We start from the raw sequence: 14,394 nt of genomic DNA, 5'->3' as shown, positions 1-14,394 counted from the left end.
CGGCGAAGGTCGGCGGCCAGTGCGCGAGCGTTGTGGCGAGCGGCCCCTCGCCGCGGCCGTCCGCGCCGTGGCAGGCCGCGCAGCGTTGCGCATACAGATGCGCGCCGAGCATCACGTTGGCTACGGAAAAGGGCGCGGGATTGCGCTGGAAGCTCGTGGGCACGGCGGGCGCGAGCCAGAGTGACGACGGCGGCCACGGCGCGAACCACGCGATGACCAGCGCGGCGACCGCCGACGCCACGCGCCGCTTGCGCGACGCGATCGCGATGCCGCCGAGCACGACGGCGAGCGCGGTCGCTGCCACCGCGAACGCGAGCTGCCGCGTGAGCCCCGCGTCGATGCGCAGCGTTTCCAGCGCGATCCGGTGTGTCCACGGCCACGCGGCTTGTCCGTCGGCGTCGCCGGTCAGGCCGGCCGCATGCAGCGTCTGAGACAGCGCGGTCTGCACGCGATACAGCAGTTGCAGGAATACGAGCGCCCAGTCGGCGAGTGGCGGCGCGCTCATCGGCGCGGCCCTTGCCGCCGCGAACCGGCCAGCCAGTGAACGACACCGCGCATTTACCAGCTCGCATCGAGTCCGAGATGCCGCAGCGCCTCGTGGCGCAGTTCGGCAAGGCGCGGGTCGCCGCGATGGCGTGGATAGGGCAGGTCGACGCGCAGTTCCGCGACGATCCGTGCGGGACGCGGCCCGAACACGATCACGCGTTGCGCGAGAAACAGCGCTTCCTCGACGTCGTGCGTGACCAGCAGCGCGGAAAATCCGTCGCGTTGCCACAGCGCGGTGAGTTCGGCCTGCATCGTGAGCCGCGTCAGGGAGTCGAGCTTGCCGAGCGGCTCGTCGAGAATCAGCAGCCGCGGATCGTTGACGAGCGCACGCGCGAGCGCGACGCGCTGCGCCATCCCGCCCGACAGCTGATGCGGAAACACGTTCGAGAATTCCTGCAGTCCGACGCGCGCGAGCGCATCGTCGACGCGATGTTGCGCGGTGCGCGCCACGCCGCGTGCTTCGAGGCCGAGCGCGACGTTCGCGCGCACGCGGCGCCACGGGTACAGCGTCGGATCCTGGAACACGACGATGCGCGACGGATCGGGCCGCTCGATCGGCGCGCCGTCCTGCGCGATCGTGCCTTGCCGTGCGGCGTCGAGGCCCGCGACGAGCCGCAGCAGCGTCGATTTCCCGCAGCCGCTCGGGCCCAGCAGCGCGACGAACTCACCGGCCGCGACCGACAGCGTGACGTCGTCGAGCACCGGCAGCGGGCCGCCGGGGCCGTCGAACGCGTGGCTTACATGACGGATGTCGATACGCGCGCCGCGCGGCGCTGCCGCAGCGGGCGCCGCTGAAACGGACGAGTCGAGAACGGCGGCGCTTACCATTTGACGGTTCCTTTCTGCCACGCGAGCACACGGTCGCGCACCGCGAACAGCAGCGCGATTAGCCCGGAAAACAGCAGCGCCATCACGATCAGCGCCGCATACATGTTCACGTACGATGCCCAGCCCTGCGCCCAGCTCAGGTACCAGCCGAGTCCCGACTTGACGCCCATCATCTCGGCGACGACCAGCACCGTGAACGACGCGCTCAGCCCCATGAAGATGCCGACGAACACGTGCGGCAGCGCGGCTGGAATCGCGACGCGCAGCACCAGGAAGCGCGCGTTCGCACCGAGCGTGCGCGCAACGTCGTAGTACTGCCGGTTCACGCTCGCGACGCCTGACCACGTCAGCACCGCGACCGGGAAGCCGGTCGCCAGCGCGATCAGGAACGCGGCGGCCGAATAGCTGGTCGGGAAAAAGTAGAACGTGAGCGGCAGCAGCGCGGTGGCCGGCACGGGGCCGAGCACGCGCAGCACCGGATGCACCCAGTAACCGATGCGGCGCGACCAGCCGATCGACACGCCGACCGCGAACCCGACCGCGACGCCGTACGCAAAGCCGAGCGCGAGCAGCTTCAGCGTATTGCCGGCGCTGCCGGCGAGGCGCGGCCAGTCGTCGACGTACACCTCGATCAGCGCCTGCGGCGGCGCGAAGAACGGCGTCGGCAGCCAGCCGGTTTTCGCGGTGACGATTTCCCACGCGGCGAGCACGAGCGGCAGCGCGACGAGCCACGGGCCGGCCGGCCGCACGCGGGCGAGCCGTGCGCGCGTGGCCGGCACGCGATGGCCGAGTGTCGCGACGACGAGCAGCAGCGCGGCGATCGCCCACGCGGCTGTGCCGAACGTGTCGGTGTACGCCCACTCGGTGAAGCCGGCGATGCGGTTCGGCCACAGCTGCGTGAGCGCGCCGAGCACGGCCCACGCGAGCGCCGCGACGATGCCGGTCGGCCAGGTGCGGGCCCGGCGGGCTTCGGCCGCGAGCGTGGCGTCGCAGGCCGTGCACGCGGCACGGGACGGCGCAGCGGTGGCGGCACCGTCCCGTGCCGACGCGGGGCGTGCGGTGGAGGCGTGTTCGATCGTCGACATCGCGTCACCCCAGCACGTTCGCATAGACCTGCTGCGCGAAGCGCTGCGGGTCCGTACTCTTCTTCAGCACGTTGATGCGGCGGAAATCGTCCGCATAGAACGCGATTTCCTGCTGCAGGTCGACGTTGGTCGGGTGGTGCGTATAGGTCAGCGTCGCGTACAGTTTGCGCAGGTCGTCCGGGCTGATCTTCGGCGAATACTTCGCGAACGCTTTCGCGGCTTCGTTCGGGTTGTCGTGCGTGTATTCGGTGGCCTGCACGATCGAGCGCGCGAGCGCGGCAGCGGCCGGCCGGTCGTTGCGCACGAGGTCGCCGCGCGCGCCGATCACGCAGCACACCTTGTGCGCGTATTCGCCGGACAGGTTCGTCGCGAGTTCCGTATACGCGCCGTTGCTGCGCTTCTCGAGCAGATAGAGGTTCGGGTCGCCGTCGGCGATCGCCTGGATCTCGCCCTTGTCGACTGCGACGCCGAGCAGGTCGGCCGGATACTGCCGCCACGTGATGTCGCGTTCGGGATCGATGCCGTTCTTTGCGAGCAGGATCGAGAAGAAGTGCTTGCCGGGCGCGGCAAGATCGCTGACGCCGACGGTCTTGCCCTTCAGCGCCTGCAGTGTCGTGACGCCAGCCGTCTTCGAACCGAGCAGTCGCACGCAGCCGCCGTGCGAGCTGCCGACGATCTTCACGTCGAAGCCGGCCTCGAGCGGCTTGAGCCAGCGGTGGATCATCCCGACCGCCGCGTCGGCCTTGCCGGTCGCGATCGATTCGAGCAACTGGTCGGTCGACCCGCTGTAGTTGATCAGCTCGACCTTCAGCCCGTTCTTCTCGAAGAAGCCGTTCTCTTGTGCGACGACGATCGGCGTCAGGCAGAACGCGTTCTGGTTCCACGCGAACGTGAGCTTCTTCAGCGGCGGCGCGGACCACGCCTTGCGGCCGAGCGTGATCGCCGGCGCGGCGAGCGCGGCCGCGCCAGCCGCGCGCAGCAGCCGGCGGCGTTTGTCGTCGTGCGCGCCGGGCGGCGCGGATGCGGTGGTATCGGTCATGGTGTGGTCTCCGGTTGCGGTTCCGGTTTCGTGCGAGGGTGTTCAGTCGAGCAGGTCGGGTTCGTCGGCGACGACGCGCGCGAACAGGCTGTCGAACGCATGCCGCGCGCCGTCGGGGCCGCCGATCTGGCCATGCGTGTGCTGCGCGGTGGCGTGGTCGATCGGTTGCGGCGTGCCGGCCGCTTCGGCGAGCAGTTGCGTATGCGCGGCGTTGTCGAGCGCGATGTACCACCACGCGGCGGCTTCCACGGTCGGGCCGGCCGTCAGGATGCCGTGGTTTTTCAGGATCGCGCCCTTGTGCGTCGTGCCGTCGGATTTCGCGAGTGCGTCGGCGATCCGCGCGCCTTCGCTCGTATCGACCACCATCCCCGTGAAGTCGTCGAACAGTGCGTGGTCCTCGTAGAACACGCATGCGTCCTGCGTCAGCGGATCGAGCGTGCGGCCGAGTGTCGACCACGCCTTGCCGTAGGTCGAATGCGTGTGCGCGGCCGCGACGATGTGCGGATGCGCGTCGTGGATCGCCGCATGGATCGCGAACGCGGCCTTGTTCAGCGGCCGGTTGCCGATCGCGGTTTCGCCGCGTGCATTGACGAGCAGGAGGTCCGACACCTTGATCTGCGAGAAATGCACGCCGAGCGGGTTGACCCAGAAGTGGTCGGGCAATTCAGGATCGCGCGCGGTGATGTGGCCGGCGAGCCCCGATGCGAAGCCGAAGCGTGCGAACAGGCGGAATGCGGCCGCGAGCCGCTCCTGCCGATGGCGGCGCTCGGCGGCGACGTCGACGCGCGGCTCGGACGGTTCGAACCAGAAATGCTGGCGCGGCGTGTCGGCGAGCACGAGGCCCGACGCGGTGCGTACGGGCGAGGAAGAAGACAGGACGGCGGACATGGCGGGCGTCTCCGTAGGCGTCAGGCTGCGCGACGCGCGGCGTCGCGTGCGGCGACGGCGCTGCGCACGCGCGGAATCAGCTCGCGGCCGAAGTCGATCGCATCGTCGAGCGGGTCGAAGCCGCGGATCAGGAACGTCGTCACGCCGAGGTCGTAGTAGTCGAGCAGCGCATCGGCAACCTGTTCGGGCGTGCCGACCAGCGCGGTCGAATTCGAGCGCGCGCCGGTGAGCTTCGCGATCTCGGTCCACAGCCGCTTGTCGACGCGCGAGCCGCGTTCGGCCGCGGCGAGCAGGCGGCGCGCGCCTTCGCTCTGCTGCGGGCCGCCCGCGCCGAGCCCGGCCGCTTCGCGCAGCCGGCGCGTTTCGTCGAGGATTCGATGCGCACGCGCCCACGCTTCGTCTTCGGTTGCCGCGAGAATCGGGCGGAACGACACGGAGAAGCGCACTTGCCGGCCGTGCTTCGCGGCTTCGGCGCGCACGCGGGTCGTCAGATCGCGCACCTGGTCGAGCGATTCGCCCCACAGCGCGTAGACGTCCGCGTGCTTGCCGGCCACTTCGAGCGCCGCTTCCGACGCGCCGCCGAAGTAGATCGGCACGTGCGGTTGCTGGAACGGCTTCACGTCGGAAAAGCCCTGCGTGAAACGGTAATGCGCGCCGTCGTGATCGAACGGCTTCGTTTCGGTCCAGATGCGCCGCAGGATCCCGAGATATTCGTCGGTGCGCGCATAGCGCGCGTCGTGGTCGAGGAAATCGCCGTCGCGCTGCTGTTCGCTGTCCGAGCCGCCGGAGATGAAGTGCACGGCGAGCCGGCCCCGGCTGAACTGGTCGAGCGTCGCGATCTGCCGCGCGGCGAGCGTCGGCGCGGTAAAGCCCGGACGATGCGCGAGCATGAAGTGGATGCGTTCGGTCGCGGCGGCCGCGAACGCGATCGTCAGCGTGGCCGACGGGCCGGTCGAGTGGTGCGGAACGAGGATCCGGTCGAAACCGGCTGTTTCGTGTGCGCGGGCGAACGCGCGGACATAGTCGGGGTCGACGACGGGGCCGGACGGCGGATGGATTTCCGACTGCTTCTGGCTCTGGATCATGCCGATGAATTCGACGCTCATCTGGGTCTCCGGTGCTGGGGCGGCCCGGCGCGGCCAGCGGCGGCCGTCCGGGGCGGGAATGGAGCGCAGATTACCGCCGCGATCATGCGGAACGGAAATAATCAATCCCGATTTGAATATCAGATTTGCATGGTTTGGGGGCTTGCGCGTTGCGCATACGCTGTGGGCTCGCGATCGAATCGGGAGGGTGGCGGCTGCGTGTCGCGGACGGCTTCGGCGCGGGTATGCATCGGATCGGGATGCCGCCCGGGGGGGCGCGGCCCATCGGGGTGCGCTGCCGAACGCCGGGGCATCGGCGACGCCGGGTCGAAGGATCCGCTGCCGAGCGCCGCCGCGCCACCTGCCTGTCGATCTCCGCCGTTGCGCAACCCAGTCGATTACGCCGTTACAGAGGGAATCCGTACCGATGTCCGCCAGCCTTGCTGCCTCCTCGCCGCCTCCGCAGCAGTCGTCGCTGCGCCATCTGCCTGCCGACGATGCGCGCGTCGCCGCGCTGCTCGAGCGCCTTTCACCCGAACTCGCCGCGGACGCTGCCCGCAACGACACCGAACGGCGCTTCCCGCACGAGAACTTCGCGCGGCTGCATCGCGCCGGGCTGATCGCCCAGGTCGTGCCGCGCGAGCATGGCGGCGCCGGCGCGACGCTCGCGCAGGCGAGCCGGATCGTGGCTGCCGTCGGGCGTGCCGATCCCGCCACCGCATTGGTGCTGACGATGACGTATCTGCAGCATCGCGCGCTCGGCCGGGCCGACAACCGCTGGCCCGCGCGCCTGCGAGCGGCGGTGTTCGATAGCGCGGTCGACGAAGGCGCACTGATCAACGCATTGCGCGTCGAGCCGGCGCTCGGCTCGCCATCGCGCGGCGGCTTGCCGGAAACGATCGCGCGTCGCGACGGCGACGGCTGGCGGTTGTCCGGTCACAAGCTGTACAGCACCGGCATGCCGGCGCTGCGCTGGCTGGCCGTGTGGGCGCGCACCGACGAACCCGAGCCGCGCGTCGGCGTGTTCCTCGTGCCGCGCGAGCGTGGCGCGGACGACGCGCGGATCCGTGTGATCGAAAGCTGGGATCACCTCGGCCTGCGCGCATCGGGCAGCCACGAGGCGGTGTTCGACGACGTGCCGTTGCCCGCCGATCATGCGGTGGACGTGCGCGCGCCGGAGGCATGGGCCGTGTCGGCCGCGAGTCACGCGGATGCCGACGCGCAGGCCGACCAGCAGGCGTGGATGGTCGCGCTGCTCGGCAGCCTTTACGACGCGGTGGCGCGCGCAGCGCGCGACTGGCTGCTCGATTTCGCGACGACCCGCGCGCCGAGCGGGCTCGGTGCACCGCTCGCGACGCTGCCGCGCATGCAGGAGGCCGTCGGCGAGATCGAAGGCTGGCTGCATGCGAACCGCGTGCTGCTCGACGATCACATCGCGCGCACCGATGCGGGCGACGCGCCGTCGGTGACGACGAGCGGGCTCGTCAAGCGGACCGTGACGGAACAGGCGATCCGCGTCGTCGAGCACGCGCTGAAGCTGTCGGGCAATCACGGGCTGAGCCGGCGCAATCCGCTCGAACGCCACTATCGCGACGTGCTGTGCAGCCGCGTGCATACGCCGCAGGATGATGCGATTGCGGTCGCGGCCGGGCGTGCGGCGCTCGATGCGGCGGCGCGGCGCGCGGCGACGAACGCGGAGGCCGAAGAGTCGTCACGCCACGCGCCGGCATCCGGTCGAAACGATGCGTGAGCGGGGCGGTGTTGCAGTGGGCGCAACCGGGAGGACGCCGTGCAGGCACCGCTGGTTCGGCTCAGGCGGCTTCGTCGTGCTCGGCCGTATCCGCGGGCAGTGCGAACGCCGTACGCGCATGCGCGGCCAGGGCCGCGAGCGGCGCGGTGAAGCGCGCGGCATCCTGCCGGTGCAGCAGCCACAGGTCGATCTGCGGTTTGAAATCGGCGAGCGGCACGATGTCGAGCGCATCGCGCAGCAGGCTGCCTTCGACGAGCGGCAGCGGCATCAGCCCGATACCGAATCCGTTCGCGACGCTCTGCAGTTGCAGGTCGCGGCCATGGGTGTCGAGCGTGACCGGCATCGGCAGCCCCTGCGCGTCGAGCGCGCGGCGCAGGCCGGCCCGAAAGCCGCAGCCGTCGGGATTGAGTACCCAGCCGCGCGCATGGCAATCCGCGAGCCGGTAGCTGCGGCGCGGCCAGTCGCCCTTGCGGCCGACCGCGACGAGCCGCGTGGCCAGCAGCCGAATGCCTTCGACCTGCGGCGGCAGCACCATCTCGCGTGCGAGGAATACCAGCGCCGCGTCGAGTTCACGGCGCGCGACGCGCTCGACGAGCATGCCGCCCCAGGCGGTCGTGACCTGCGTCGCGAGCGCGGGCCATGGTTCGGCGAGCTGCGCGATCAGGCCGGGCAGCATCAGCTCGCCGAGCCCCTGCGTGAGGCCGACGCGGAATTCTCCGGCGGGCGGCCGCTGGCCGGCCGTCAGTTCGCGCAGCGCATCGACTTCGCGCAGGATCGCGCGACACTGCTCGAACACCTGCAGCCCGATGTCGGTCGGGCGCGGCGGCTTCGTGTTGCGGTCGAGCAGCGTCACGCCGAGCGCTTCCTCGAGATTCTGCACGCGCCGCGTGATCGCGGGCTGCGTCATTCCGAGTTCGGCTGCGGCCTGGCTCAGGGTCTGACAGCGCACGACCGCTGCAAAAGCATCGATATCGCTAATTTTCATGTTTGTTCTGCATGGTCTTTCAGGTGCATCATGACGATCCATCATATTCGGCATCATATTCGAGGAGGCAGCCGATGAGTACGCTTTCGTTGCATCAGACACCGCTGCGTCCGTTCGTCGACGGGCTGGGCGCGTTGCTCGCGTCCGGCGCGAACGAGGCGCGCATCCTCGACGAGGGCAGTGCGCTGCTCGGCGCACTCGTCGCGCACGACGACTGGCTGCCCGACGCGTTCGCGCAACCGGACCCCGAGCGCTACCGCCAGTACCTGCTGCATCTCGATCCCGACGAGCGGTTCTCCGTCGTCAGCTTCGTGTGGGGGCCTGGCCAGACGACGCCGATCCACAACCACACGGTGTGGGGGCTGATCGGGATGCTGCGCGGCGGCGAGTTTTCGCAGCCGTACCGGTTCGACTCGACCGGCAAGCCGGTGCCGGCGGGCGATGCGGTGCGGCTTGGGCCCGGCGAGGTCGAGGCTGTGTCGCCGCGCATCGGCGACGTTCATCGCGTGACCAACGCGTTCGCCGACCAGGTGTCGATCAGCATCCACGTGTACGGTGCGAATATCGGCAAGGTCGAGCGTGCGGTGTTCCTCGACGACGGCACCGTGAAGCCGTTCGTGTCCGGCTATTCGAATGCCTGATGCGCATGCGCGTTGCCGGATGCGCGTGACGCGGCCCGTTGCGCGCGCCGGCAGCCGCAAGATTCATCCGTTTTCCGGTCGCTTTCTTCACCGACTTCAACAGAATTCAACAGAGACATCGTGACGCAATCCGCTGATTCCACTTCCCGTTTTCCCGCCGCGTCGTACCAGGACGTACGCGCGCGCCTGCTGGCCCGCGACGAGGTCGCGCTGATCGACGTGCGCGAGGAAGACCCGTATGCGCAGGGCCATCCGCTGTGGGCCGCGAACTTCCCGCTGTCGAAGCTCGAACTCGACGCCTGGACGCGCATTCCGCGCCGCGACACATCGATCGTCGTCTACGGCGAAGCCGACGGCGAGGATCTCGCGCCGCGCGCGGCCGCGAAGCTCGCACAGCTCGGCTATACCGACGTGCGCGTGCTCGAAGGCGGCCTCGCGGGCTGGCTCGCCGCGGGCGGCGAGCTGTTCATCGACGTGAACGTCCCGAGCAAGTCGTTCGGCGAATGGGTCGAGGCCGAGCGCCACACGCCGTCGCTGTCGGCGCAGGAAGTGCAGGCGCTGATCGATGCGAAGGCCGACGTGGTGATCGTCGATGCGCGCCGCTTCGACGAATACCAGACGATGAACATTCCGACGTCGACGAGCGTGCCGGGCGCGGAACTGGTGCTGCGCGTGCGCGCGCTCGCGCCGGACCCGCGGACGCAGGTCGTGGTGAACTGCGCGGGCCGCACGCGCAGCATCATCGGCACGCAGTCGCTGATCAACGCGGGATTGCCGAATCCGGTCGCGGCGCTGCGCAACGGCACGATCGGCTGGACGCTGGCCGGCCAGACACTCGAGCGCGGCGCCGCGCGACGTTTTCCGGACGACATCGATGCCACGCAGCGCGACGAAGCCCGCCGCGCCGCGCGCGCCGTGGCCGAGCGCGCCGGCGTGCCGCGCATCGCGCTCGCGGACGTCGCCGCGCTCGACGAGCCGGGCCGCACGCTGTACCGCTTCGACGTGCGTACGCCGGAGGAATACGAGGCCGGCCATCTGCCGGGTTTTCTCAGCACGCCGGGCGGCCAGCTCGTGCAGGAAACCGACCACCACGCGGCGGTGCGCGGCGCGCGGATCGTGCTCGCCGACGACGACGGCGTGCGCGCGGACATGAGCGCATCGTGGCTCGCGCAGATGGGCTGGGACGTGCGCGTCGTCGAACCGGCCGGCACGGCGGCGTTCGCCGAGCGCGGCCAGCCGCCGCGCGACGTGCCGGCGACGCCGCGGGCCGCCGAGGTGTCGCCCGCGACGCTCGCGGGCTGGCTGAAGCAGGGGGCCGAAGGCGAGATCGCGATCGTCGACGTGACGACCAGCGCGAATTACGTGAAGCGCCATATCCCCGGCGCGTGGTTCGTCGTGCGCGCGCAGTTGCGCGCCGCGCTCGCCGCGATCCCGCCGGCGCAGCGCTACGTGTTTACGTGCGGCTCGAGCCTGCTCGCGCGGTTCGCGGCGGACGATGCGCGCGCGCTGCTGCCGGCTTCCGCCGAAATCGCGGTGCTGACGGGCGGCACGGCCGCGTGGATCGAGGCAGGGTTGCCGCTCGAACACGGCGAGACGCGCCTGGCGTCGCCGCGCGTCGACCGCTACCGTCGCCCGTACGAAGGCACCGACAACGCGGCGGCCGCGATGCAGGCGTATCTCGACTGGGAATACGGGCTGGTCGATCAACTGAAGCGGGACGGCACGCACCACTTCGGCGTGATCTGAGTACGGCGCGGCAACCGGCGCGCGACACGACGTTCGCCGCGCCCGGTCGCCGCATATCCGGCCGGGCATCGCGTGCAATGCATCGCATGGACGGGCGATGGCGGCCGAATCGGGCGCATTCCGGCCGTCGCAGGGCAGGCGGCGGGCCGGATGCACTAAACTTGCGGGACTTTTGCATCGCCTCGCCGGGCCGGCACCCGCCCGTGCACGACGATGCGGCGACTCGCGGGCCGGCGCGGACGCCCGCCGCTCATGGCGTTCGGGGCCCGCACCGGCCGATTTTTACCGATCCATGACGACTCAAACCGATCCCGCCTACCTGCTCGGCGACCTGCTGAAGAACGTTTCCCGCTCCTTCTACCTGACACTGCGCGTGCTGCCGGACGGCATGCGCGACCCGGTCGGCCTGGCCTATCTGCTGGCGCGCGCGGCCGACACGATCGCCGACACGGCGCTCGTCGCGCCCGATCGTCGTGCGGCGCTGCTCACCGGGTTGCGCGACGAGATCGAGCGGCTCGGCGACGGCGTAGCGCTGTCGCGCTCACTCGAGGACGTGACGCGGATGCAGACGGATTCGCACGAGCACGTGCTGCTCGGGTCGATGCAGCCGATGCTCGGATTGCTGCGTGCGCAGCCGGCCGCGGACAGCGCTTCGATCCGCAAGGTCGTCGCGACGCTGACGTCGGGGATGGAGTTCGACCTGCGCACTTTCCCCGACGAGCAGTCGGGACAGGTCGCATCGCTGCCCACCCGCGATCTGCTCGACCGCTACACGTATCTGGTCGCCGGCTGCGTCGGCGAATTCTGGACCGACATGACCGGCGCGCACACGAAGGCCGCGCGCGGCTGGGACTTGCCCGACATGCGCGAGAAGGGCATCCGTTTCGGCAAGGCGCTGCAGATGACCAACATCCTGCGCGACTGCGCGAAGGACTTGCGCATCGGCCGCTGCTACCTGCCGGACGACGTGCTGGCCGCGCACGGGTTGAGTGCCGCCGACCTGATGTCGCCCGCCGCGTCGACGCGCGCGCGCGGCGTGCTGTTCGACCTGCTGCGCGTGACGCTCGCGCAGTATCGCGACGCGTGCCTGTATACGCTCGCGATTCCGCGCCGCTTCGTGCGGCTGCGGCTTGCCTGCCTGTGGCCGATCATGATCGGCCTTGAAACGCTCGAACTGGTGGCCGCGCACGATGCGTGGCTCGATCCGGCCAGTCCGGCGAAGGTGCCGAGAAAACGGATCTACCGGATCATGGCGTCGTCGCTCGCGCTCGTCGGTTCGAACACGGCGATCCGCGCGCGGATGAATACGCTGATCGATGCGGTCGACGCACGGATCGCGCAGTCCGCCTCACGTTGAATGTCGCCGGCGCGCCGCGCCGGCATCCTCTTTCGGCCCGCGTTCGCCGGGCCGCTCCCGCCCGATCTCCCGCCCGATCTCCCGCTTCGGCTGAAACGTTTTCATGATTTCACGTTCCGAAATGTGGGTGTCATGAACGTCAGCGATCCTGCCCGCCGGCGTGAATCGTGGCGTGAATCGCACAGTCAGTCGCGGAGTCAGTCGCGGTTGCGCATTTGTAAGATGTATTTCACCGGAAGGCGTCTGACGACATCGGACGGTCGCGTTGCGCCAGTCAAAATGTAAAGCTAGGGTTTTCACCGTGAAATGCCGGAGAGGCCCGCTGCATAAGCGTTTCAAGGTGTTATGTAACCGTTTGGTGAACCCGCGCGTTGCGTCGATCATACGATGACCGACTGTGCGTATTGGGAAACAATTGGTAATCCGTCAGAATTGCGCCGGCATGTACTCGCACATGTGTCATAAAACCACACCAGAAAAGAAATCATTCTTTGAGGACGGAGAATCAATGAAAAAGCGCGTCGCTTTCGCCATGACGGCAGTGGGTCTTGCAGCCGCTACCGCAGCCCACGCCCAGAGCAGCGTCACCCTGTACGGTATCGTCGACAACGGTATCGCTTACCAGAACAACTCGTCGAGCGTCGGCGCGACCTCCGGTGGTCACTCGAAGGTGCAAATGTCCACCGGCGTGTGGGCAGGCAGCCGTTTCGGCCTGAAGGGCAGTGAAGACCTCGGCGGCGGCACGAAGGCGATCTTCCAGCTGGAAGCCGGCTTCAGTACGGCCAACGGCACGTCGCAATTCTCGGGCGGCATCTTCACGCGTCAGGCATGGGTCGGCATGACCAACCCGACGTACGGTACGCTGACGGCAGGCCGCCAGTACACCGCGTACTACACGCTGCTGTCGCCGTACAGCCCGACGACCTGGCTGACCGGCTACTACGGCGCGCACCCGGGCGATATCGACTCGCTGGATACCAGCTACCGCGCGAACAACTCGCTCGTCTACATGTCGCCGAAGTTCTACGGCTTCACGGTCGGCGGTTCTTACTCGTTCGGCGGCGTTGCGGGCAGCACGAACCGCGGCTCGACGTGGAGCGCGGCGGTCCAGTACCTGAACGGCCCGGCAGGCATCGCGGTCGGCTACCAGAAGGTCAACAACTCGACGCTCGGCGGCGGTGTGTGGGGCGCGAACTCGACGGTGCAGAACGGCCTGACGGCCTCGGGCGATGGCAACCAGCCGGCCGTTTCGTCGATCAACAACGGCTACGCGACGGCACAGTCGCAGCAACGTATTGCCGTGACGGCTGGCTACCAGTTCACGCCGGCATGGGATATTTCGGCATCGTACTCGAACGTCAAGTACACCCCGGGCGTCAGCTCGTCGTTCCGCAACACCGCGATCTTCAACACGGCAGGCGCCGTGCTGCACTGGAAGGCGGCGGCACAGTGGGACTTCGCGGCAGGCTACTCGTACACGGCAGCAACGCAGTCGAACGGCATCACGAGTGCAGCCAAGTACCACCAGGTCACGCTGTCGCAGTACTACAGCCTGTCGAAGCGTACGGGTCTGTACGCGCTTGAGGCTTACCAGCACTCGAGCGGCAAGACGTGGAACCCGACGCTGGGCGTCGTTGCGGCAACGACGTCGATCGGCGATGGCGTGGGCGCAGGTTCGAAGCAGAACCAGATCGCTGTCGGTGTCGGCATGATCCACCGCTTCTGATGTCGCGCGGCGCGCGAGCGCCGCTCACGGCATGCGGTCTGAAAAAACCGGCCTTCGGGCCGGTTTTTTTTCGTGGGTACGTGCGGGCTGCGTAGCGTGGGTGCGGTTGTCGGTCAGGCGCGTTCGACGACGCGTGCTCGCGCCATCCCGCGGTCAGTGATGCGAATCATCCGCCCAGTTTCCCGCCAGCGCCTGGAACAGCGCCGCCGTATCGGCAAGCCGGTCGGCTTGCGCGCGCGTCCGGTCGAGCGTGGTCTGCAGTGCCTGTCGCTGTGTGTCGAGCAGGTCGATCAGGCTGATTCCGCCCGCCGCGTAGCGGTCGCCGGCAATCGCGTTGCTCGCCGCTGCCTGTTGCGCAGCGGTGTCCCTCGCCTGCAATTCGGCGGCATCGTGTTCGACCGCGCGCATCGCGTCGGCGACCTGCTGAAGGGCCAGCAGCACGGTTTCCCGATAGCTCGCGAATGCTGCGTCGTACGCCGCTTCGGCCGCGCGTTTCCTCGCGCGCAACTCGCCGCCGTGAAAGAGCGGCTGCGTCAGGCCCAGGCCGACGTTCCACACATTGAGCCCGCTCACGATATCGACGATGCGCGTGCGCTCCGACCCGACTCCTGCCGAAATCGAAAAACGTGGATACAGGTTCGCCGTGGCCACGCCGACGTTCGCGCTCGCCTGGTGCAGCACGGCTTCCGCCGCGCGGATGTCAGGCCGTTCGTGCGCG

13 protein-coding genes are annotated in these 14,394 nt (G+C 69.0%); 5 read left to right on the top strand and 8 right to left on the bottom strand.

Annotated features, from left to right (window positions below; all coding sequences use genetic code 11):
- The 6 genes from J7024_RS34035 to J7024_RS34010 all read right to left on the bottom strand — a co-directional run.
- Window positions 1-505 (bottom strand): c-type cytochrome (locus tag J7024_RS34035; protein WP_234745871.1); only part of this gene is annotated, 505 nt, incomplete at its 3' end.
- Between the two features lie 53 nt (window positions 506-558).
- Window positions 559-1,374 carry an ABC transporter ATP-binding protein gene (locus J7024_RS34030; protein ID WP_124826115.1) on the bottom strand — a complete coding sequence of 272 codons (816 nt, stop codon included), beginning with the start codon at window positions 1,372-1,374 and terminating at the stop codon, window positions 559-561.
- Entirely contained in the window at window positions 1,368-2,459 is a 1,092-nt protein-coding gene (locus tag J7024_RS34025; protein ID WP_175750560.1) for an ABC transporter permease, read from the bottom strand. Before J7024_RS34025 ends, J7024_RS34030 begins: the two co-directional genes overlap by 7 nt.
- Window positions 2,460-2,463: 4 nt before the next feature.
- Entirely contained in the window at window positions 2,464-3,498 is a 1,035-nt protein-coding gene (locus tag J7024_RS34020) for an ABC transporter substrate-binding protein (protein WP_124826113.1), read from the bottom strand.
- A gap of 42 nt (window positions 3,499-3,540) precedes the next feature.
- Entirely contained in the window at window positions 3,541-4,386 is an 846-nt protein-coding gene (locus J7024_RS34015; RefSeq protein WP_124826112.1) for a class II aldolase/adducin family protein, read from the bottom strand.
- A 20-nt stretch (window positions 4,387-4,406) separates the two neighbouring features.
- Window positions 4,407-5,492: an LLM class flavin-dependent oxidoreductase gene (locus tag J7024_RS34010; RefSeq protein WP_124826111.1), complete on the bottom strand. Its 1,086-nt coding sequence runs from the start codon at window positions 5,490-5,492 to the stop codon at window positions 4,407-4,409.
- Between the two features lie 406 nt (window positions 5,493-5,898).
- Between J7024_RS34010 and J7024_RS34005 the strand changes: the two genes are divergently transcribed.
- On the top strand, window positions 5,899-7,221 hold the full coding sequence (locus J7024_RS34005) for an acyl-CoA dehydrogenase family protein (RefSeq protein ID WP_124826110.1): 1,323 nt from the start codon (window positions 5,899-5,901) through the stop codon (window positions 7,219-7,221).
- 61 nt (window positions 7,222-7,282) lie between these two features.
- On the opposite strand, the gene J7024_RS34000 is transcribed toward J7024_RS34005, so the two are convergent.
- Window positions 7,283-8,206, bottom strand: a complete 924-nt coding sequence (locus J7024_RS34000; protein WP_124826109.1) for a LysR family transcriptional regulator — start codon at window positions 8,204-8,206, stop codon at window positions 7,283-7,285.
- Between the two features lie 74 nt (window positions 8,207-8,280).
- On the opposite strand from J7024_RS34000, the gene J7024_RS33995 reads away from it, so the two are divergent.
- The 4 genes from J7024_RS33995 to J7024_RS33980 all read left to right on the top strand — a co-directional run bounded on the left by J7024_RS33995 (window position 8,281) and on the right by J7024_RS33980 (window position 13,676).
- Window positions 8,281-8,847: a cysteine dioxygenase gene (locus J7024_RS33995; RefSeq protein ID WP_124826108.1), complete on the top strand. Its 567-nt coding sequence runs from the start codon at window positions 8,281-8,283 to the stop codon at window positions 8,845-8,847.
- Between the two features lie 120 nt (window positions 8,848-8,967).
- The gene (locus tag J7024_RS33990; RefSeq protein WP_124826107.1) at window positions 8,968-10,593 is read left to right on the top strand and encodes a rhodanese-related sulfurtransferase; all 1,626 of its coding nucleotides are present in this window, start codon (window positions 8,968-8,970) and stop codon (window positions 10,591-10,593) included.
- A 292-nt stretch (window positions 10,594-10,885) separates the two neighbouring features.
- On the top strand, window positions 10,886-11,950 hold the full coding sequence (locus tag J7024_RS33985) for a phytoene/squalene synthase family protein (RefSeq protein WP_124826106.1): 1,065 nt from the start codon (window positions 10,886-10,888) through the stop codon (window positions 11,948-11,950).
- A gap of 508 nt (window positions 11,951-12,458) precedes the next feature.
- A complete protein-coding gene (locus J7024_RS33980) occupies window positions 12,459-13,676 on the top strand; it encodes a porin (protein ID WP_124826105.1) in 1,218 nt (405 codons plus the stop codon).
- Window positions 13,677-13,829: 153 nt separating this feature from the next.
- Here J7024_RS33980 and J7024_RS33975 read toward each other — a convergent pair.
- Window positions 13,830-14,394, bottom strand: a 565-nt coding sequence (locus tag J7024_RS33975; protein WP_234745870.1) for a TolC family protein, incomplete at its 5' end; no start/stop codon positions are given.

Source organism: Burkholderia sp. WTPI3, assembly GCF_021483755.1.
In the GTDB taxonomy this organism is placed as follows: Bacteria; Pseudomonadota; Gammaproteobacteria; order Burkholderiales; family Burkholderiaceae; genus Burkholderia.
This window is presented reverse-complemented; position numbering and strand designations above follow the sequence as displayed.

Excerpts from the sequence above, each read along its gene's own strand:
- J7024_RS34020 (WP_124826113.1), bottom strand. The coding sequence starts at position 3,498 with ATGACCGATACCACCGCATCCGCGCCGCCCGGCGCGCACGACGACAAA.
- J7024_RS33995 (WP_124826108.1), top strand. The coding sequence starts at position 8,281 with ATGAGTACGCTTTCGTTGCATCAGACACCGCTGCGTCCGTTCGTCGAC.
- J7024_RS33985 (WP_124826106.1), top strand. The coding sequence starts at position 10,886 with ATGACGACTCAAACCGATCCCGCCTACCTGCTCGGCGACCTGCTGAAG.
- J7024_RS34025 (WP_175750560.1), bottom strand. The coding sequence starts at position 2,459 with ATGTCGACGATCGAACACGCCTCCACCGCACGCCCCGCGTCGGCACGG.
- J7024_RS33980 (WP_124826105.1), top strand. The coding sequence starts at position 12,459 with ATGAAAAAGCGCGTCGCTTTCGCCATGACGGCAGTGGGTCTTGCAGCC.
- J7024_RS34010 (WP_124826111.1), bottom strand. The coding sequence starts at position 5,492 with ATGAGCGTCGAATTCATCGGCATGATCCAGAGCCAGAAGCAGTCGGAA.
- J7024_RS34015 (WP_124826112.1), bottom strand. The coding sequence starts at position 4,386 with ATGTCCGCCGTCCTGTCTTCTTCCTCGCCCGTACGCACCGCGTCGGGC.
- J7024_RS34000 (WP_124826109.1), bottom strand. The coding sequence starts at position 8,206 with ATGAAAATTAGCGATATCGATGCTTTTGCAGCGGTCGTGCGCTGTCAG.
- J7024_RS34030 (WP_124826115.1), bottom strand. The coding sequence starts at position 1,374 with ATGGTAAGCGCCGCCGTTCTCGACTCGTCCGTTTCAGCGGCGCCCGCT.
- J7024_RS34005 (WP_124826110.1), top strand. The coding sequence starts at position 5,899 with ATGTCCGCCAGCCTTGCTGCCTCCTCGCCGCCTCCGCAGCAGTCGTCG.